The sequence below is a fragment of the Sulfurovum sp. genome, assembly GCF_041562805.1.
Classification (GTDB): domain Bacteria; phylum Campylobacterota; class Campylobacteria; order Campylobacterales; family Sulfurovaceae; genus Sulfurovum.
In genome coordinates this window covers 1-19,141 of the sequence record NZ_JBFFOH010000040.1, presented here as the reverse complement: position 1 = coordinate 19,141, position 19,141 = coordinate 1, and the positions used below count along the sequence as shown (strand labels likewise).

The 19,141-nt window shown below is 37.2% G+C and carries 23 protein-coding genes; 18 read left to right on the top strand and 5 right to left on the bottom strand.

What is annotated here, in order from left to right; translation table 11 throughout:
- Positions 1-108: 108 nt before the first annotated feature.
- Genes atpC through ABYK33_RS06895 form a run of 5 tightly spaced genes read left to right on the top strand, consistent with a single transcriptional unit; the run spans position 109 to position 3,106 of the window.
- On the top strand, positions 109-495 hold the full coding sequence (gene atpC, locus ABYK33_RS06915; RefSeq protein WP_373032322.1) for an ATP synthase F1 subunit epsilon: 387 nt from the start codon (positions 109-111) through the stop codon (positions 493-495).
- A 1-nt stretch (position 496) separates the two neighbouring features.
- On the top strand, positions 497-1,072 hold the full coding sequence (locus tag ABYK33_RS06910) for a MotA/TolQ/ExbB proton channel family protein (RefSeq protein ID WP_373032324.1): 576 nt from the start codon (positions 497-499) through the stop codon (positions 1,070-1,072).
- Positions 1,073-1,074: 2 nt separating this feature from the next.
- Positions 1,075-1,461: a biopolymer transporter ExbD gene (locus tag ABYK33_RS06905; protein WP_373032320.1), complete on the top strand. Its 387-nt coding sequence runs from the start codon at positions 1,075-1,077 to the stop codon at positions 1,459-1,461.
- On the top strand, positions 1,458-2,246 hold the full coding sequence (locus ABYK33_RS06900; RefSeq protein WP_373032318.1) for a TonB C-terminal domain-containing protein: 789 nt from the start codon (positions 1,458-1,460) through the stop codon (positions 2,244-2,246). The genes ABYK33_RS06905 and ABYK33_RS06900 overlap by 4 nt, the downstream gene beginning before the upstream one ends.
- A gap of 8 nt (positions 2,247-2,254) precedes the next feature.
- Positions 2,255-3,106 carry a prephenate dehydratase gene (locus ABYK33_RS06895; RefSeq protein WP_373032317.1) on the top strand — a complete coding sequence of 284 codons (852 nt, stop codon included), beginning with the start codon at positions 2,255-2,257 and terminating at the stop codon, positions 3,104-3,106.
- Between the two features lie 36 nt (positions 3,107-3,142).
- Here ABYK33_RS06895 and ABYK33_RS06890 read toward each other — a convergent pair whose 3' ends face one another.
- From ABYK33_RS06890 to amrA, 3 genes are all read right to left on the bottom strand, one after another.
- On the bottom strand, positions 3,143-5,455 hold the full coding sequence (locus ABYK33_RS06890) for a putative bifunctional diguanylate cyclase/phosphodiesterase (RefSeq protein ID WP_373032315.1): 2,313 nt from the start codon (positions 5,453-5,455) through the stop codon (positions 3,143-3,145).
- 219 nt (positions 5,456-5,674) lie between these two features.
- Positions 5,675-6,481, bottom strand: a complete 807-nt coding sequence (gene amrB / locus ABYK33_RS06885; protein WP_373032314.1) for an AmmeMemoRadiSam system protein B — start codon at positions 6,479-6,481, stop codon at positions 5,675-5,677.
- Positions 6,481-7,035: an AmmeMemoRadiSam system protein A gene (amrA, locus tag ABYK33_RS06880; RefSeq protein WP_373032313.1), complete on the bottom strand. Its 555-nt coding sequence runs from the start codon at positions 7,033-7,035 to the stop codon at positions 6,481-6,483. The genes amrB and amrA overlap by 1 nt, the downstream gene beginning before the upstream one ends.
- 133 nt (positions 7,036-7,168) lie before the next feature.
- Between amrA and tolB the strand changes: the two genes are divergently transcribed.
- The 4 genes from tolB (at position 7,169) to ABYK33_RS06860 (ending at position 10,421) form a co-directional block, all read left to right on the top strand.
- A complete protein-coding gene (gene tolB / locus ABYK33_RS06875; RefSeq protein ID WP_373032312.1) occupies positions 7,169-8,422 on the top strand; it encodes a Tol-Pal system protein TolB in 1,254 nt (417 codons plus the stop codon).
- 66 nt (positions 8,423-8,488) lie between these two features.
- Positions 8,489-9,004 (top strand): OmpA family protein, encoded by a 516-nt coding sequence (locus ABYK33_RS06870; protein WP_373032311.1) that lies wholly within the window; start codon positions 8,489-8,491, stop codon positions 9,002-9,004.
- A 7-nt stretch (positions 9,005-9,011) separates the two neighbouring features.
- Complete coding sequence (locus ABYK33_RS06865; RefSeq protein ID WP_373032310.1) at positions 9,012-9,836, top strand: tol-pal system YbgF family protein; 825 nt, start codon at positions 9,012-9,014, stop codon at positions 9,834-9,836.
- Between the two features lie 9 nt (positions 9,837-9,845).
- On the top strand, positions 9,846-10,421 hold the full coding sequence (locus tag ABYK33_RS06860) for a L,D-transpeptidase (RefSeq protein ID WP_373032309.1): 576 nt from the start codon (positions 9,846-9,848) through the stop codon (positions 10,419-10,421).
- 9 nt (positions 10,422-10,430) lie between these two features.
- On the opposite strand, the gene ABYK33_RS06855 is transcribed toward ABYK33_RS06860, so the two are convergent.
- Positions 10,431-11,189, bottom strand: a complete 759-nt coding sequence (locus tag ABYK33_RS06855; RefSeq protein WP_373032308.1) for a pyrroline-5-carboxylate reductase — start codon at positions 11,187-11,189, stop codon at positions 10,431-10,433.
- Positions 11,190-11,278: 89 nt separating this feature from the next.
- On the opposite strand from ABYK33_RS06855, the gene ABYK33_RS06850 reads away from it, so the two are divergent.
- The 3 genes from ABYK33_RS06850 (at position 11,279) to ABYK33_RS06840 (ending at position 14,630) form a co-directional block, all read left to right on the top strand.
- Positions 11,279-12,511: a glutamate-5-semialdehyde dehydrogenase gene (locus ABYK33_RS06850; RefSeq protein WP_373032307.1), complete on the top strand. Its 1,233-nt coding sequence runs from the start codon at positions 11,279-11,281 to the stop codon at positions 12,509-12,511.
- Between the two features lie 73 nt (positions 12,512-12,584).
- Positions 12,585-13,100, top strand: a complete 516-nt coding sequence (locus ABYK33_RS06845) for a peptidylprolyl isomerase (RefSeq protein WP_373032306.1) — start codon at positions 12,585-12,587, stop codon at positions 13,098-13,100.
- A gap of 225 nt (positions 13,101-13,325) precedes the next feature.
- On the top strand, positions 13,326-14,630 hold the full coding sequence (locus tag ABYK33_RS06840) for a hypothetical protein (protein ID WP_373032305.1): 1,305 nt from the start codon (positions 13,326-13,328) through the stop codon (positions 14,628-14,630).
- 9 nt (positions 14,631-14,639) lie between these two features.
- Here the strand turns inward: ABYK33_RS06840 and rd are convergent, their stop codons facing one another.
- A complete protein-coding gene (gene rd / locus ABYK33_RS06835) occupies positions 14,640-14,810 on the bottom strand; it encodes a rubredoxin (RefSeq protein WP_373032304.1) in 171 nt (56 codons plus the stop codon).
- A gap of 91 nt (positions 14,811-14,901) precedes the next feature.
- Between rd and fabD the strand changes: the two genes are divergently transcribed.
- The 6 genes from fabD to ABYK33_RS06805 all read left to right on the top strand — a co-directional run.
- The gene (gene fabD, locus ABYK33_RS06830) at positions 14,902-15,843 is read left to right on the top strand and encodes an ACP S-malonyltransferase (RefSeq protein ID WP_373032303.1); all 942 of its coding nucleotides are present in this window, start codon (positions 14,902-14,904) and stop codon (positions 15,841-15,843) included.
- Between the two features lie 2 nt (positions 15,844-15,845).
- Entirely contained in the window at positions 15,846-16,547 is a 702-nt protein-coding gene (locus tag ABYK33_RS06825) for a 5'-methylthioadenosine/adenosylhomocysteine nucleosidase (RefSeq protein ID WP_373032302.1), read from the top strand.
- Complete coding sequence (locus ABYK33_RS06820; RefSeq protein ID WP_373032301.1) at positions 16,537-17,349, top strand: tRNA 2-thiocytidine biosynthesis TtcA family protein; 813 nt, start codon at positions 16,537-16,539, stop codon at positions 17,347-17,349. The genes ABYK33_RS06825 and ABYK33_RS06820 overlap by 11 nt, the downstream gene beginning before the upstream one ends.
- A complete protein-coding gene (locus tag ABYK33_RS06815; RefSeq protein WP_373032300.1) occupies positions 17,346-17,732 on the top strand; it encodes a hypothetical protein in 387 nt (128 codons plus the stop codon). Before ABYK33_RS06820 ends, ABYK33_RS06815 begins: the two co-directional genes overlap by 4 nt.
- A gap of 17 nt (positions 17,733-17,749) precedes the next feature.
- Positions 17,750-18,703, top strand: coding sequence for an RluA family pseudouridine synthase (locus tag ABYK33_RS06810; RefSeq protein WP_373032323.1), 954 nt, complete (start codon positions 17,750-17,752; stop codon positions 18,701-18,703).
- Positions 18,654-19,141 (top strand): hypothetical protein (locus tag ABYK33_RS06805; protein WP_373032298.1); only part of this gene is annotated, 488 nt, incomplete at its 3' end. The genes ABYK33_RS06810 and ABYK33_RS06805, both read left to right, overlap by 50 nt.

Genomic DNA, 19,141 nt, shown 5'->3' with positions numbered 1-19,141 from the left:
CATGAATGAAGCTGCGTTCTACATGGTAGGTAACATGGCTGAAGCTATTGCTAAAAACGATAAGATTAACGCTAAGTAATCTTAGTTCTTGTCTTATAAAGGATAATTATGGAACTTATGAAGCTAGAAATAGTCACACCAAACGGTGTGATTTTTGACGCTGAAGTAAAACAGGTAACATTACCAGGGTCTGAGGGTGAATTTGGTGTTTTAGCCAACCACGCTACTTTGGTATCGTTACTAGATACAGGTGTAATTGTGATCGACAAAGAAGATGGAAGTGAAGTAGCCGTGGCTATCAACTCTGGATATGTAAAAGTCGATGAAGAAAAAACAACTTGTATCGTAGATGGTGCAGTTGCTCTTTCTGGTGATGACAGTGATCTTGCAAAAGCACTTGAATCAGCAAAAGAGTTACTCAAGAGTACAGAAGCTTCTAACACAGCTATCGCAGCTGCGGTAAGCAAAGTTGAGCAAATTGGAAAGTCTTTCTAAATTGGGCTCTCTCGCTACTTATTTCTTTGAAAGCAGTGCAATAACTATATTTGTACTGCTTTTACTTTCAGTCTATTTTATCGCGACATTTTGGGTATTTTTAGATAGGTTTTATATCTTAAACTCACGTATCGCTTCTGAAGCAAAATCACTTAAAGCACTTTATACAGGTCAGTCAAAATCAGTGGCTAGTAATTCACTTATTTTTACTTATCTGTCTCGTGTAAATACACCCAACAAAGCGATACTCCAAGCAGCGTCTTCTGATGCGATACGTGTTTCTACCAAGGGGCTTACCTGGCTCTCTATTATCGCCTCTACTTCTCCATTCATCGGCCTTTTTGGCACGGTGATAGGGATACTTGAAACTTTCACTAAATTGGGATCACAGTCTAGTGCTTCTTTGAGTGTTGTTGCCCCAGCGATATCTGAAGCGCTAATAGCTACTGCTGCAGGTATCGCTGTAGCAATATTTGCCTATTCATTTCATTTGATACTTAAACGTAAAGCTTATGAGTTGAGTTCACTGCTCTCTTCTCAATCAGAAGTGATCTTGTCTCAGGTTAACGAGGACTAATCATGTTTAGTTGGGATGATAGTCCAGACTTGAACATTACACCTCTTGTGGATGTTATGTTGGTATTAATGGCCATCCTTATGGTCACTGCTCCTACGATTACCTTTCAAGAACAGATCGCTTTACCACAAGGCTCTAAAACAGTCAAGGTAGTCAAGCCCAAAACACTTACCATTCGTATGGATAAAGATCAAAAGATATATCTAGGTAAAGATACCTATGCTTTAGATACATTTGCTGATGATTTTGTAAATCAATCGGCTAAATTTGATAAAAACTCTGAAGTCTATATACGTGCAGATGAGACCTTAAGATATAAAAATGTGATGTATCTTCTTAAAAGTGTTAAAGCAGCAGGTTTCGAGAAGGTCTCACTTATAACATTATGATTAAAAAGTCTTCTACGCTTATATCAGGATTTTTGGCTTTTGGTATCTACATCAGTGTCATCAGTATACTACTTTTATATTTTAATTCACGTGATGAGAACAAACCTGTGCATTATGTTAAAAAAAATGAAGAACGTATACGTGTCTCAATGAGTGCACCTAAACCACAAGTTAAAAAAGAGATCAAAAAACAACCTAAAAAAGTGGTGAAACCTAAGCCTAAACCAAAACCTAAAAAAACAGTCAAAAAGAAAGTTATTAAAGAAAAAGTTGTTAAAAAAGCAAAGGTTGTAAAAAAGAAGGAAGATCTCAATACAACCAAGCCTAAAAAAGTCAACAAGCCAAAAGATCTTTTTGCCAATATTACTTCTAAAAAGAAAATTGAAAAGCCTAAACCGGTTAAAGTGGTAAATACACCTGTAAAACCTAAAAAAAGCAATAGTATAAAAGTATCTGAAAAAATAAGTGCTACGGAATTGGTATCAGACTCATTAAAGATCCAAAAAAAGAGTGATTCAGGTATAGAGAATTCCTATTTGGCCATGATAGAAGAGAAACTTAAGGGTTGGCCTGCACAAAGTGAATATGCTGGAGAAAAGGCAAAGGTATGGATCCAGGTAGAACCTAGTGGTACATTTAGGTTTAAAGTGATCTCTGCATCAGGAAATGAAGCATTTAATTCAGGTCTGATAGTGTATTTAAAACAGTTGCAGAAGATTGGTTTTGGTCCACATAAGGGTAACAGGCCTTATGAGTTAGATGTAGAGTTTATTGCGAATGAATAGGGTAAAAGATGAATAAAACAATTGCATATCAAGGTGTACAAGGTGCATACTCGGAACAGGCCTGCAAAAATGCATATGAGACATATGAAACAATTGCCTGTGATACTTTCCATGAAGCGATGTGGATGGTAGAACGGGGAGATGTAGATCTGGCTATGATTCCTTTGGAAAACTCCACGGCGGGAAGAGTAGAAGAGATATATAGACTCATTCCTAAAATGTCACTGCATGTTATTGCTGAGCATTTTGAACCTATCGTACATTGTTTGCTTACATTGCCAGATGCAAAATTAGAAGATCTGAAATATGTTGCTTCCCATCCTCAAGCATTGGCACAGTGTCATAACAATATACTTTCCTTAGATTTAAAAGCAGAGGCAAAACTTGATACTGCTGGTGCAGCCAAAGAGTTGATCGATCTGAATGATCCGAAAAGAGCGGCTATTGCATCCAAATTGGCAGCAGATATATATGGCTTGCAGATATTAAAAGAAAACTTTGAAGATAAACATGGAAATACTACACGGTTTTTCATACTTTCAGGAGAAAAAAAAGTACCTCATTATGATCCATCTAAAAGATATATAACATCATTGGTATTTCAGGTAAAAAATATACCTGCAGCCCTTTATAAAGTACTTGGAGGTTTTGCAAGTAACGGCATTAATCTTTTAAAGATAGAAAGTTATATGGGAACACAAATGCTTCCTGGAAGTCAGTTTCATATCGATATAGATGGGCACATGGATGCAGATATTATGAGAATTGCTTTAAAGGAAGTCTCATTTTTTGCAGAAGATGTAAGGATACTGGGTGTGTATGAGAGTCATAGAGATCATCAAATTGAATATACGATCTAAATGATAGATTCTCAGAACGAATTCAGCTCTTGGTCGTTATGAAGCAATAGCATTCTTGGTACCCAAATATTTTGTCTCAAATAATTGTTTTGGAATAGGTTTAGAAAAATAGAAACCTTGATATACAAGATTGTTGTCAAGGTTAAAGAGTATCTCTTTTTGTTTTTCATTTTCAATTCCCTCTATCACTAACGTATAATTGAATTGTTGTGCAATATGAAATATGGTTTTAATCAGTGAGATATCAGAAACTTTATTTTCTATATTTAGAACAAACGACTTATCTATTTTAATAGCATCAAGAGAGAGGTTTTGAATATATGAAAGAGATGAGTATCCTACACCAAAATCATCTATAGCAAATCGTACCCCATATTGTTGTAATGTAGAGATAACTTTTTTTGTATTTTTAAAGTTTTCTACCAATGTCTGTTCTGTAATCTCCAAGGTAATATCTGAACAGTTCAATCCATGACGTTCTATCATACTAAGATAACGTGGAGCAAAATCCTCTTCTAGTAACTGAAGTACATTGATATTGATCGATAGATATTCAAGACTCCATTGGTTCTGTTGTTTCCAAGTACTTATCTGTATACATGTTTGCTCCAGGATCCACCATGTAGTTTCCCACAGCAATCCACTTTTAGTTAAGAGAGGAATGAATTTATCTGGAGCGAGAAGTCCTTTTGTGGGATGCTGCCAACGTAGAAGCGTTTCTGCAGCTATGACTGTATCATCGGTGATGGAGACGATCGGTTGAAGATGAAGTATGAATTGTTGCTCTCTTAATGCGTGATGGAGATCAGATTGAAGTGTAAATTGTTCTTGTTGTGCTTCATCGAGTCTAGTATTGTAAGATGATGTGATTTCTCCTGAACCTTTCGCTTGATACATCGCAATATCTGCTCGACGTATGAGTTCCTCTACATCTTTAAAGTTTGGTTCTACTATCACCATACCTACACTTGCAGATACTAAATGACTGGAGTTGTTTATCAGCAGTGGTTCTTTAAATATATCTATTATCTTCTGAGCAAAATGGTGCATTCTCTCTTGCATTATGTCATGGTTTGTGGAGATAAAAGGTATCACAACAATAAACTCATCGCCTCCGAGCCTGCAGATCTCACAAGAAAAAGTTAAAGACCTACTCAAACGTCTTGATATATCAATGAGTACAATGTCTCCGGTACTATGTCCTAAAGAGTCATTGATATTTTTAAAATCATTTAAATCAAGATAGTAAAGAAGTGAGTAGTATGTATTATATCGGAGATCCTTTGTAATGCTTTGCATATACCCTTCAAATCCCCGTCTGTTGAGAAGTGAAGTCAATGAATCCTGGGCTGCGAGAAGGCTTAATTGTTCTTGTGCTTTGTACTCTTGTGTTTTATCATCTACCAGACCGATAAATCCTATGCCTTTATTATTACTATCTGTAAATGGAAAATATTTGATCTCGACCAATAGCTCTTCACCATTTGGAAGAAAATGTGAATCTTTAGAGACAAGAGATTTTCCTCTAAGTACTCTATTCAAATCTCCAGAGGTACTGTATTTAAAGACTTTATATGCAGTTTGTCCAATAATCTCTTCTTGAGGTCGATGAAAAAGTCTACTAAGCTCTTCATTACAGTTGACAATAGTGCACTTTGTGTCGCAGGAAAATATACCGATAGGAGCTTCTTTAAAAAAGCTGTGTAACAGTTCTTGATTTTCATGAAGCATCGTCTCCATTTCAGAAATCTTTTCTTCTTTACTGTCAAGCGTTTTTTTCTGTCTATAAGAGTGTAAAATAATATTTGCTTGTGCAAAGAAATAGATCAGTAATAAGAAAGCAAGAATGATCGTTTCAACTTTAGTGATGAGCAGCATCGTAACAAAAAGAGGAATGTAGAGTATGAGCAGGAAACCTATGGCCGTACGATAATCGTAGGATAAGGTATTTGCTTCAGCACTACTCATACCTAATATAATGACAAAGACAAGCAGTTGATAATAATCACTTAGCATAGGTGTGATAAAGAGAATTAGGACAGCGTACATTAATGCTGTCATCCACGCCCGTATGACGAATCTTTTGTGCCATCTTTCACGAGTATATCTTTTTGGATTATTTTTAAAGTCATAGGCATCATGCAGTCGCCACAAAGTAAAGACAAGAATGATACCGTACCATACATAAGCGGCATCACCTACATAAGGGCTGAGTAAGTAGAGAAAGATCGTTTCAAGTAGTATGAGGCTTATCAGGGATTTTCTTGCAAAATTGTAGACGTTGGTGAGAGTATCTTCGCTAACGACTCTATGGTGCCGTATTTCAAATATCTCTTTGAAGTAATTCATAACAGTTGTAGTCCATTAGTTGATTTTATCAAACTCAAAAAGACCCCTTGACATCTGCGGTATTTTGTTTTTATCATCTTATTTAATATGATAACTATAATAATATATGTTTTTGCTGTATAAATTGTATATTTGTATTATAGAATAGGACATTTATATCATTTCAATGTTACCTCTGTGTTAACTGTTGGAATAATGAGTAAGAGAGTAGGTCAAAATTTAGTAGAACATAGCTGACATATAGCCTACTACCGAGTTGCTGTCTTTACTTGTATCTGCAGAGGTGCGGTAGTCGAGTAGTTTTGATGAAAGTCTGAGGTGCTTTGCTGCAAGTATCATGGCTTTGATGCCTATAAGCCCACAAGCTTTGCATCCCTTTTCAAGTTCAGTTAAATCAAGTTTTTCAACAGCTTTTAAACAGGTTCTATCCAATGCATTTGCTTCTTGTAGGTTATGAAAATGACTCAGATCAGAACTTATGACAACAGCATTATCCCTATTGTCTAAAAGTGCAGTGATAAGATTTGCTAATATTTTTGCCGAAACATCACCATAGATAAGTTCTATGACTTTTGTTTTTGGAAAGTAGTGTTGTATGAAAGGAAACTGTACCTCAGTAGAGTGTTCTTTTTTGTGTGCTTTAGGTTCAAATCCTATGTCAAATTGTTTGGCTAAAGCAAAAAGATAGGCACTGTCTATCTTTAGTTGAGCGCAGGGCGTTTCATATGTTTCATAATAACTTCCGGAGATACCTTTAAAGTGATGGCGGTGACTGGGACCTATGACAATGATACGTTTGACTTTGGATTGTTTTAAAAACCGGTATGCAAAGTTGGCTGTGAATCCACTATAGATATAGCCGGCATGAGGAACTATGACAGCTCGGGGAATGATACTTTTAATTTTATGGGGGATGTTCATCGCATCGAATGTATGATTGAACTCCCTAATATATGTTTTTATTTTAGTACATTCCTTAGGATAAAACAGACCTCGAACGGAAGCTTTTCGTACAGCATTCTCCATTATTTCTCTTTATACTTTTTTACTCTATAGGTAGAGATCTCAGGATGCTGAGAGAGACAGTCATTACTAAGATTGGCTTTAAGGCATAAGCTGGAGAAAAAATCATCGAATTTAGGCAACTGTTCCCAAACTTGAGGTAAATAGGTGGCATGTCTACCGTTGAGTTTAAGTACAATGCCATCTTGAAAAGGAACAACTTTGCTTCTTAGATCTTCTATCGTGTCATATGTCAACAGTTTTGGTTCTGAAAGAATAGAGACTTCTATTTTTATATGTTGCAGTTCTTCGAATGTCAGTGGTAAAAATCTAGGATCACGCAGCGCAGCAGCCTGTGCATTGTGTATAATGTCTTCATAGAGAGGACGATAGGCCTGAAGTGAACCTATGCATCCGCGAAGTTGTTCATTTGGCTCTGTGTTAATAGTGACAAAAGCAGCACCGTTCTCTTCAAGAGCAGGGTAGGTTTTTAAAGCATGATCTAAATCAAAATCTTCAGACTGATTGAGTGCGACTAAAATAGCAGCTTTGGCTAGGGCTATGATGATATCATTCATTTTAGACTCCTTATTTTTCATTTTATCATAAAATTGATGATCTGAAAAGTGTTTTAATATTTATTAATGCAGAATTCAAGAGAGCCTTGATACAATATACGCTAAAACCAAACACTAAAATAGAGGAACAACATTGAAGCATTTGTTAGTACTGTTAATATCAATTAATTTTTTTACAATAAACCTTTTTGGGGTAGATGCAACACTTAAGATAGAGAAAGATGTTGAACAGCGTGCACGTATAGCGCTTATGGATGGTTCATCTGAACAGAGCAGTAAAGTTTTTGATATTTTACTTTCAGACCTTAAGCTCTCCGGACATTTTTTACCAGACAGTACACATCATATAGGAGATATCTCTTCCAACTACATTATTCCTGCTTTGAAAAGTCAAGAATATGTACTTAAGTATGCAATGAATCAACAATCAGGTGCAAAACTTTTAGTACGTCTTTTAAAAGCCTCTGATGGTACACAGGTATTTAAAAAAAGCTATACAATACCCACAAAAGCAAAGATGCCATTTCTGATACATAAAGCGATAAGTGATATTAACAATATTTTAAAATACCCAAGTATCTCCTGGATAAATCGTTATGTTGCATATGCAGTTTATACGACTCCTGGACGTAGTGAAATACGTTTGGCTGATTATACTTTCAACTATAAAAAAACCATTATCAAAGGTGGTTTGAACCTTTTCCCTAAATGGGCGGATACAAAACAAAGAAGTCTCTATTATACATCTTATAAAGGTACACTTCCGACACTGTATAAGCTTAATATCTATAATGGAACCAAAACAAAGATAGCCAGTTCTGAAGGAATGTTGGTCTGCTCAGATGTAAGTAAAGATGGCTCAAAACTTTTACTTACTATGGCACCAGAAGGACATGCAGAAATTTATGAACTTGATCTTGCATCAAAAGCCAAGAGACGAGTGACGAACTTTAAAGGTATTGATGTAAATGGAAGGTATGTAGATGATGAGAGCCGTATTATTTTTATCTCTAACCGACTTGGGTATGCAAATGTATTTAAGAAGTCTATACAAGGTGGTGCAACCTCTCAAGTGGTGTATCATGGACGTAACAATAACGCATGTGATGCGCATGGGGATAAGATAGTCTATTCCAGTAGAGAGAGCAGCAATGCTTTTGGGGACAATACGTTTAATCTTTACCTTGCCTCCACAGGGAGTTCAGACACAAGACCGATCACAACAACAGGTTCAAACCAGTTTCCTCGTTTTTCTACGGATGGCTCTGTGATACTCTTTCTAAAGCAGAGCGGTCGCAGCACTTCCATAGGATATATAAATCTTGCAAGTCGCCAAAGTTTACTTTTCCCGTTCAATGATAGAAAAGTTCAATCCATTGATTGGTAATACATTTTTTCCCAAGGAGTCATTTAGTGACTATTTGGATAATATTTTAATAAAAAAGGATCTAGTATGACACATAAATTACTTATAACAACAGCAATAGTTTCACTCATTTTGGTAGGATGTTCACAACCTGCACCAGACTTAGATGGGAAAAACAATATTTCAGATGCAAACCATATTGAAGGTGAAACAGTCAGTATTGATGAAAATACATACGGAGACGGATCTACTGGAAACTATAACAGCAGTAGTGACGGCTTTAAAAGTATCTATTTTGCTTTTGCAGATTATTCTATCTCTTCAAATATGGAGAATAATATGAATAAGAATATCGAGACAGCCAATGCATCATCTTCTAAAATGAAGATAGAAGGTAACTGTGATGAGTTTGGTACAGATGAATATAATTATGCTCTAGGATTGAAACGTGCTAAAGCGGTAAAAGATAGCATTGCAGCGCAAGGTATTGATACAAGTAGAATGGTGTTGGTAAGTTTCGGTGAAAGTAATGCTGTATGTACTGAACCAAGTGACAGTTGTTATGATAGAAACAGAAGAGTTGACATTCGTTTAATAAAGTAGGGCCGAGATGACAGGTAGATTAAATAAGGTTATAGCACAGGGTGTTTGTATAGTGCTTACAAGTACATTGTTTGTACAGGCTGAACCTTCTGTTTATGGCTTTGGCAGTGATGAAAACACAAATGAACCGCAAATGTCCGTGAGCAGTAAAAGTAGCATCGCTTCTTTACAGCAACATATAGCACAGCAAGATGAGAGAATAGACGGACTTACTACGGTCATAGAAGGTTTGAGTGCATCACTCAATGAACTGCAACAGTCTAGAGGGACAGACACTTCTTCCACGGAGGATAATGATTCATCTAACACGGCATTGCTGAAAAAGTTGGCAGTGATGATCGATGAGATCAATGCAAACTATGTAAGTAAAGAAGAGCTCCAACAGGCGCTGGGCAACAAAAGTAAAATAAAAAAGACTATAAAAACTCCTGCTAAAACAGCCCAAAAAGAGGGTGGCTCACTGGAGGGGATTAGTAATGCTACACTTTATAGTGAAGGTGTAAGATTTTTTGTAAAAAAACGTTATGATGAAGCACAAAAAAGATTTACGATAACTGATACAAAAGGGTATAAACCAGCAGCTTCAAACTATTATCTGGGTGAGATTGCGTATTATACAAAAAAGTATGAAGATGCGATCTTTTACTTTAAAAAGAGTGCAGGGATCTATGACAAGGCCTCTTACATAGATACGCTTCTTCTTCATACGGCAGTATCACTTGAAAACACTGGGGACAAAGGTCAGGCAAGAGCATTTTATGAGAATATTATAGAAAACTATGCGGGCAAGAAAACGGCAAAGATTGCTAAAGAAAGATTAAAAAAACTTTAGGACAAAATGATGTTCAAAATCCTCTTCATATGTATTTCTATCCTTAGTATAGGAATGACGAGTGATGAGTATGAAGTATTACCACTTAAAGGCACAGAGACGATGCCTATCTCGAAAACAATGTTTCAATTGTTTAAAAAAGATGGCGAACAGATCGTAGATCTCAAGGGAAAAAATTTTATCGTTGTCTCTGTACGTGAACGTGGAAGTGACGGACGCTTTTATGCTGTGGACAGAGATGGTACCGTATGGTGGAGTGGACCTGTCACTTCGGGTGCCCCGGAGTTTAGAAGTCCCTCAGGTATTTTTACGATCTTCCAAAAAAAGCGTTACCATATGTCAACACTATGGCCGGATGAAAGTGGTGTAAATAATATGGATTATATGATGAAGTTTACAAAAGGGGGACATGCTTTACATAAAGGAAGTGTGGACTGGATGTCTCATGGCTGTATACACATTGATCCCAAGGATGTACCGGTTATTTATAACTGGTCTACCTTTAAAACTAAAGTGGTTATCACCAGACATTCCTATATGCCTTTTGCAAAAGAAGATCTAATGAAAATTTATGGGAAAAGATAAAGAGCGCTACTATAGCTCTTTTGCTCTTTTGTAAGCTTCTTCTATAGCATTCATACAGGCTGCTCTGACATTACCGTCTTCAAGTGCAGCATAACCTGCGGCAGTGGTACCTCCAGGACTCATGACCCCGTCTTTAAGCAGTGACGGATGTATATCTTGGATCAGTTCGCCAAAGCCGGAAAACAATCCTCTCATAGCAGTCATAGCATGTTCTCTTTTGAGACCTTGTTTTACTGCACCATCAGCAAGTGCTTCAGCCACTAGTGCCAAATATGCAGGACCTGAACCTGCTAATGCAGTGGCAATGTCTATCTCTTTTTCACTGTCTAACCAAAGTGTTTCACCTATAGCACCTAAAAGCGTTTGTGCTTCTTTTTTATAGGAGACATCACCTGTCAGTGTGGTCATGGATCTACCTACACTTGCAGCAAGATTTGGCATTGTTCTTACGACTGCATCTGTATTGAGATTTTGTTTGAGCTTCTCCAGTGAGGTACCTGCAAGTACAGAGAAAACAACTCTTGCTTTACCTTTGAGTTTGGCAGCTACTTCTTCTACATTGGCAGGTTTGACACAAAAGAGTATGCTTTTGTCTGTCATGTCAAAATCATCGAGAAGGTATTTGTCTATATTGAGATCAAGCGCTTTTTCAAAAGCTTCGAGTTTCTTCATATTTCTTCCGACAACTTCAATGTTGTATGTACCCTTGAGACCTTTAGCTATACTAAGTCCCATATTCCCGTTACCTATAAATGTGATTGTTTGCATTCTTTTCTCACTCAAATTAATTTGAATGATTATACCATTATTAGTATTTATTTGTTAAAATAGACTCAATAACAGTGATAGGAAAAATAATGGAAGCATTTTTACAAGAAGCTAAAGCATCAAGTAGGGTTTTATCTACGTTGAGCGGAGCAGATAAAAATAGGATTTTAGAAGAGATGGCAACAGCCTTGCGTGTCAACACAGGGGACATACTTAAAGCCAATGCCCTGGACATGGCTGACGCAGAAACAAACAACCTTGCACCTTCATTGAAAGACAGACTTTTTCTAGATGAAAGTCGTGTGGATGGAATGGCTGTCGCTATTGAAGAAATAGCTGCACTTAAAGAACCGGTGGGACGTGTACTTGATGGTTGGGTGACAGAAGATGGACTGAAGATCGAGAAGGTTTCTGTACCTATAGGTGTGATAGGTATCATCTATGAGTCACGTCCGAATGTAACCTCGGATACGGCGGCACTGAATTTCAAGTCTTCAAATGTCTGTGTACTCAAAGGCGGGAAGGAAGCGCAGCATTCAAATGCAGCTATCGCAAAAGTTTTACAAAGTGTACTTAAGGCGAATGATCTACCGGAAGCACTCATTTCGCTTATCCCTGATGCTTCACGTGAAGGGGTGTCGAAGCTTATCAAGATGGACAAATATGTTGACCTTATTGTTCCTCGCGGTGGAGAAGGACTTATTCGTTATGTGAGTGAAAATGCTTCTGTGCCTGTGGTAAAACATGACAAAGGTCAGTGTCATACGTATATAGATGAAGATGCCAATGTAAAAAATGCCATAGCCATCGCTATCAATGCAAAAGTGCAAAGACCTGGAGTATGTAACTCCATGGAGACACTGCTTGTAGATGCAGCTATTGCCCAAGAAGTACTTCCTCAACTCAAAATAGCATTTGATGAAGCACATACAGAGCTTAAAGGGTGTGCTGTGACACAAAAGAGCATTGATGTGTCTCTTGCTACGGAGGAAGATTATGATACAGAATATTTGGCAAATATCTTAAATCTCAAGGTGGTAGATGGTGTGAATGGTGCTATAGACCACATCGTACGTTTTGGTTCTGGACATTCAGAATCGATCATTACGGAAAATATCACCACAGCAGAAGTCTTTTTGAATGGTATAGATGCTGCAGCAGTTTATGTGAATGCTTCTACACGATTTACAGATGGCGGAGCATTTGGTTTTGGTGCTGAAGTAGGTATCAGTACGAACAAACTGCATGCACGTGGCCCTATGGGTATAGAAGGTTTAACTACGTATAAGTTTAAAATTTATGGTTCAGGGCAAATAAGATAAAAAATATCTTTTATCTAAGGCTCAATAAAGTTTGATTAGCTAGAATAGCAGAAATCTAACAATAGGAAACATTATGACAATTACAAATGAAAATTGTGTAGTAGGTATCGAATACGAAGTAAAACAAGCAGGTACAACAGAAGTTGTAGACAGCAACAAAGGTGCAGAGCCACTAGAGTTTATTATCGGAAAAGGGCAGATCATTCCAGGTCTTGAAAATGCACTTGTAGGTATGGCTAAAGGTGAAAGCGGAGACATTATGGTTTCTGCTGCAGATGCATATGGTGATTTAAACCCGGAAGCAATACAAACACTTCCTATCGATCAGTTTGACGGTGTTGATCTTGTAGAAGGTATGACACTTTTTGGTCAAGGTGAAGGTGGTCAGTCTGTACAAGTAACAGTAACATCATTTGATGACAAAGAAGTAAATATTGACTTTAACCACCCATTGGCTGGTAAAGACTTAATGTTCTCTGTCACTGTTTTAAGTGCAAGAGAAGCAACTGCAGATGAAGTAACATCTGGTGTAGTTGGCGGTGCGCCTGAAGCTGGTGGTAGCTGTGGTACAGGATGTGGTTGTCACTAATCCTTCATTTTCTTTAGTGCCGATCTTTCATGAAAGATCGGCGCTAGATCTGATCACCTCTACAACCGTATACTCTCTTACCGTACTTCACTACGAATCCTATACTAGTCCCTAAGGCTAACTTAACATCATAATACTCTCTTTTACTCAAAATAAATGTTAAATAATGGTTATTTTGTATGATATTTTGCTATTATACGTGTTAATGTTTTACAAAGGGGTGGAATGCAAAAGATAGAAAAACTTTTTGATATCAATAACCTATTGATGACTCTGTTTTCATCTTTAGAATCAATAGGAAATCATAAGAAAGTCGAGCTTATCTATGATATGCAAGCGACAATACCAAGGGAATTAAGAGGTGATTCTGCTGTATTGTTACGCCTGCTTAGCAAAATGCTTACTTTTGTTTTTCAAAATACTGATAAAAATGAAATAGTGTTAGCCCTTGGTGCCCCTGAAGATTTCTTGTATGAAGAGTTAATGTCTTTTAAAATAAAAGAGACAAATATAGCTAAAGAAAAGATTCTGGAATATTTAGAGACCAATTTAAGTAAGGATCTTGAGATACTTGAAGGGAATATTATTTATGAGAAAGATTCAGATATTCATTTAGATATACCTTTTAAGATCAATGAGTTGGGATATAGACGTCATTATAGATTGCCGGATGTATCGATGTTGGGTAAAAAGGTTTTATTGATCGGTAGCAGTGAAAAAATAGCACAAAGTATTACGAAAATGTTTAAATATTTTCTTTATGATGTTGATGTGGGATTTGATGCCTTTAAAAGTCAAGGAAATGATCTGACTCCGTACGATATCTTGATCGTAGAAGATAAGCTGAATACGGAGGAATTTGAACATATCATTGCGGGAGTACAGCAAAGTATTCCACTTAAATATGTATTGCTTAAAGATTCTCATATTTTAGAGGGAAAAACTATAAGTGTCTCTACGAATTTGATAAAACCTGTCACTGAAGAGAGTATCTATGAATTGATCGTATCACTTTTTAACAATGGCACTTCTCAGAGAGAGAAAAAGTCACAAAATCTGAAAAATATTGTTGATCTTGAAAAAGTCCTTCAACCCACTAAGAATGATCTAAACGAAAAGAAAATAAGTTTAGATAGCGTACCGGGAGTAAATTTAAACACTATAATTGAAACTAAAAAAGGACATGACTTAGTTATCTTGGATAGAGAACTGGGAAAAGAAAACACAAAAAAAATGGGTTTAAAATATGCAAATGAGTTAAAAAACTTTATAGATACTTTTGATCATTCAGATATCTATTTTAGACAGATCGTGAATGAAAAAGCAACCAATAAAATTAAAGATTTCTGTATAGATCTTGAGAAGCATGCAAGGCTTATTGGGGCTTCGAGTATGTTGAAACTTGCCGATATTGTTAGCCTTATCTTTGTTTATGATAAACTTGATATGTTGCCTATCTATCCGGGTAAGTACCATCTAGAATTACAAAAACTCATTAAAGAGATCAAAAAAGATCTACGTATAAAATAGAATGATAGGCTAAACCTCTTCAAGTACCTCAAAATCACTTTTTGAAACATTACAATCCGGACAGACCCAATCCTCCGGGATGTCTTCAAACGCAGTACCGGGTTCTATACCGGAATCAGGGTCTCCTAATATGGGCTCGTAGATATATTCACAGACCATACAAATATACTTTTTGCTCATGATTATCTCCTTCTTGCCAAGTATTACTATCCTATCATAATTTAAAGATGGTAAAATACATAAAATATTTTAATACTTCTAAAGGACACGTATGTCAATCAAATGCGCATTTTTATTTCCGGGGCAAGGTTCACAAGCTGTAGGTATGGGTCAAGACTTTTTTAACAACTCTGATGTTGCAAAACAGATGGTGGCTGATGCGAGTAAAAGAACAGGTATCAACTTTGAAAACCTGCTTTTTGAAGAGAATGATAATCTTGAGAAAACAGAGTTTACACAACCTGCTATCTTACTTGTCTCTGCCATAGCACACAGACTTTTTGAAAATGAAATGCCTATAAAACCAGTATTTTCACTAGGGCACTCATTGGGTGAGTTCTCTGCACTGGTTTCTGTAGGTGCCATAGATGCGATAGATGCTGTCGAACTTGTAAACCTTCGTGGTAAACTGATGGCTGAAGCATGTGCTGGGCAAGATGTGGGGATGATGGTATCTCTTGGTCTTGCAGATGATGTTGTGGAAGAGATCTGCGATGCGCAAAGAGATGCAGGATTGAAAGTATGGCCTGTAAACTACAATGCAGAAGGTCAGATAGTCATCGCTGGTATAAAGCCGGATCTTGAAGTGTTGGCACCGATCTTGAAAGAAGCCAAAGCAAAAAGAGCGATGCTTCTCAATATGTCTGTTGCAAGTCATTGTCCACTGCTTGAATCTGCAACTGCACCTTTGTCTGAGAAGCTCAGCGAAATGTTAAAAGATGAGTTTATCGCGCCAGTAATATCTAACGTGACAGCAAAGACCTATAACACTAAAGAAGAAGCATTGGATCTATTGCCTAAACAATTGGTTTCTCCAGTACTTTATAAGCAGTCTATTGCAGATTTTGATGATTCTGTGGATTGTTATGTTGAGTTTGGACATGGTGGTGTACTTAAAGGACTGAACCGTAAAGCAACGACTAAACCTCACTTTGTTGTTTCAGACATGTCATCGTTAGAAACAGCTATTGAAGAGATAGCTAAATTAGGATAGTTATGACAAATCGTAAAATTGCCATAATGGGTGCAATGCCCGAAGAGATAGAACCCATCATTGATAAACTTGACAATGTAGAAACTATGGTCTATGGAGCAAACAAATATTATGAAGGCTCTTACAACGGACAAGAAGTTGTTGTGGCATATTCTAAAATAGGGAAAGTGTTCGCGACTTTAACTGCTACGATACTGATTGAAAAATTTGGTTGTGATACACTGCTATTCTCCGGTGTAGCAGGAGCAATAAATGATGAATTGCAGATCGGTGATCTGATCATTGCTCAGAGTCTTTGTCAGCACGACCTGGATATCACTGCCTTTGGACACCCTTTTGGATATGTCCCAGAAGGAGAAGTATGTATCACAACAGATGTCAATTTGCGAAATGTTGCTAAAGTTGTAGCCAAGAAAAAAGGCTTGACTCTCAAAGAAGGTGTCATTGCAACAGGAGATCAGTTTGTGGCAGATGAAGAGAGAAAAAACTGGATCGGCAGTACTTTTGATGCAGATGCATTAGAGATGGAAGGGGCAAGTGTTGCCGTAGTATGTAATGCTTTAAACGTACCATTCTTCATCTTAAGAGCCATTTCCGACAGTGCCGATATGGATGCAAGTTTTAATTTTGATGAATTCTTGGAAAGTTCAGCAAAGATCTCTGCTGATTTTATCTTGAGTATGGTGGATGAACTTGAACGATAAACTAAGACGTGTTGCCTCTAAAAGCATACCTATAAGTAAAAAGTTACTTAAATTGGCAGGTAAGACCAATGCAGAGTTTAAACTGATAGGTGAAGGGGATAAAGTTTTGGTTGGGCTCAGCGGAGGAAAAGACTCTCTGGCACTTGTGCACATCATGAAGCATATACAACGGCATGCACCTTTTAATTTTGAGTTTGAAGCCTGTACCATCAAGTATGGTATGCCAGATGAACACTATACCTTTCTTGGTAAACATTGTGAAGAGTATGGTATTAAACATACGGTGTATGACACTAATATTTTTGAAATCTCACATGATACGATACGTGAAAACTCCTCATTCTGTTCTTATTTTTCACGTATGAGAAGAGGGGCCCTCTATAGTTTTGCAGAAGAAGGGGGTTTTAACAAGGTAGCACTGGGACATCATTTTGATGATACAGTAGAGAGCTTTTTTATGAATATGTTTTACAACGGAAGTATGAGAGCTTTGGCACCTATCTACAAAACAAGTAGAGGTTTTCACCTTATTCGACCACTGATACAAGCTAGAGAGACACAACTGCGTGCCTTTGCAGAAGAGAATAACTTGCAAGTCATAGGTGATGAAGCCTGTCCTGCGATGTTAAAAGATGTGAAGATGCCTCATGCAAGAGCATCCACTAAAGAGTGGTTAGCCGGACTTGAAAAAGAGAACAAAGATGTCTTTAAAATGTTTAGAGCCTCATTTAAACATATACATGATGATACATTTCTTGATCCGGAACGTTGGGATAGAGATGACATTAAGGATATGCGATGAAGCTGTTTGCAATGCTAGCATTATTGTTTACAAATTTGGTTGCAGATGACGGCCTAGAGCCTTCAGATTTAGCAGAAAATGAAAATATACACCCTTCAGAATTTACAGTAAAGCTTATAAAAAACTGTGAAGTGCTTGCATTAAGTGTAGAACCTGATCGTAAAGCAAAAAAGATCTATTCAAATATTTGGACAGATGGCTGTGTACAAAATCTGGGCTGTATAAGAGAAGTCACCCAGAAAGAGCTTGATGCTATGAATGAAAATGAAAAAAATCATATGGCATGGAAATACCCCGTATGGTGTAAAGTGGATGCCAATGGCAAAAGAGGCTGGGTACGTAAACAATTTCTGGTAGATGAACCCTGCAAGCAGCAAGATTGATTATTGTTGAAAAAAGTATGAATACATTTACAGCCACAATATCAGGACGCCTGGACAAAATACTTGCAGTCCAACTTGATGTAAGCCGTAACCAAGTTGAAAAGCTTGTAAAAGACGGGCTTGTGAACGTGAATGATAAAACGATCATAAAGAGCAGCTTTAAAGTAACAGAAGGTGATATCGTTTCTTATACGTTTAAAGAAGCAGAAAAAAGAGTGGCTCCGCCTATAGACTTTGATGTAGAGATACTGTATGAAGATGAGTATCTTTTGGTGGTCAATAAACCTTCTGGACTCGTGGTACATCCTGCACCTTCTGTGAAAGAACCTACACTTGTGGACTGGTTGATACATAAGGGGATATCCCTTTCAACTATCAGTGGAGAAGAACGTTATGGTATTGTCCACCGCATAGATAAAGAGACTACGGGTGCACTGGTTGTGGCAAAGGACAACAAAATACATGAAGCACTGAGCTTGCAACTGCAAGATAAGAGCATGGGACGTTACTATCTGGCGTTGATAGATTGTCCACTGAAAGACGATATAGTGGTAGATAAACCCATAGGACGTAATCCTAAGAACAGGCTCAAGATGGATGTAGTCTCTGATGGAAGATCTGCTAAAACAGCATTTGTAAAACTACTTACAAGTAATTATGGTGTTGAACTTATAGCAGCAAAATTGTTTACAGGCAGAACCCATCAGATACGTGTACATTTAAATACACTTGGACGTCATATATTGGGTGATGATTTATACGGGTTTAAGACCAAAAGAGATAAAATCTCAAGAGTTAATCTGCATGCATATTTACTATATCTGGTACACCCTGTAAGTGGTGAAAGAATGGAGTTTGTTGCCCCACTTTTTGATGATATGAAAGCGTATATATCTAAAAATTTTGATCAAGGTGAAGTAGATGAAAAGATCGATCCTCATACTCTGGGTACTCTCTTTAATCACCTTTAATGGTTGTGGAGTTGTAAAGGGATTGATGACGTATGGTACTGATCCTTCATTAGATACCATTACCCAAGTACATGTGTTACCTACTATGAACTCCGTGGGTTTTGAGTGGAAAAAGATAGAGGATCAACGTATACATGGGATTAATATCTATAGAAGTGATACTTCTATAGATACAAAAAGTTTTAAACGTATAGGTACTGTAGGCAACCGTTATGCAACACATTTTGTTGATACCCATGTGAAGCCTGATAGAACATATTATTATATATTTAGTACTTTTTCTTTTGGGCAAGAGTCAAGACGCAGTGAACCAGTAGAGGTGAAAACACTTCCCGCATTTTCAGCAGTCTCATTTGTTAAAGCCTATCAAGTAGCACCCTCTGTGATCAAATTGCTGTGGAAACCGCATGCAAATCCGAGTATTGATAGCTATATCAT